At 64.7% G+C, this 448-nt stretch carries 1 protein-coding gene; it reads left to right on the top strand.

The window, feature by feature from the left end; genetic code table 11:
* Nucleotides 1–448: zeta toxin family protein (locus EII35_RS16165; RefSeq protein WP_221739814.1), on the top strand; the 448-nt coding region annotated here is incomplete at both ends.

Here is a 448-nt window from a genome sequence, read left to right as displayed (position 1 = left end):
TCATCATGGCCGGGCCACCCGGAGCGGGGAAGAGTCATGGGGTCGATGCGGTGCGCAACGCTCTGGGGCCGGAGGAGTCGAAACGGCTCGGCGTGGTGGAGGACGGTGTCATCACCGTGGACGCCGATGACGTGAAGCAGATCCTGCTCGGCAACCCCGTGGCGGGGCTGGAGATCGATCCTGAGTTGTTGGTGCAGGCCCGGGACCACTGGGACGGGCTGATCGCTGAGCACGCCCCCGGGGTCCTCGGGGACGGGAAACCCCTCCTTCGTGGTGAGCTGGCCACCTTGGTGCATTCCCTGTCCACGGCAACGGCTGATGAAGTTCGCAGGAGGCTCACAGCAAGGCGGTTCGACATCAAGATCGAGGGAACCCTGAAGGGGAAGGAGAAAGGTGCGCTCCTGGTCCAGCAGCTGAGGAAACGGCAGTACACCCAGGTCTGCATCGT

It is taken from the genome of Arachnia propionica (assembly GCF_003932785.1).
Classification (GTDB): Bacteria; Actinomycetota; Actinomycetes; order Propionibacteriales; family Propionibacteriaceae; genus Arachnia; species Arachnia propionica_B.
This window is presented reverse-complemented; position numbering and strand designations above follow the sequence as displayed.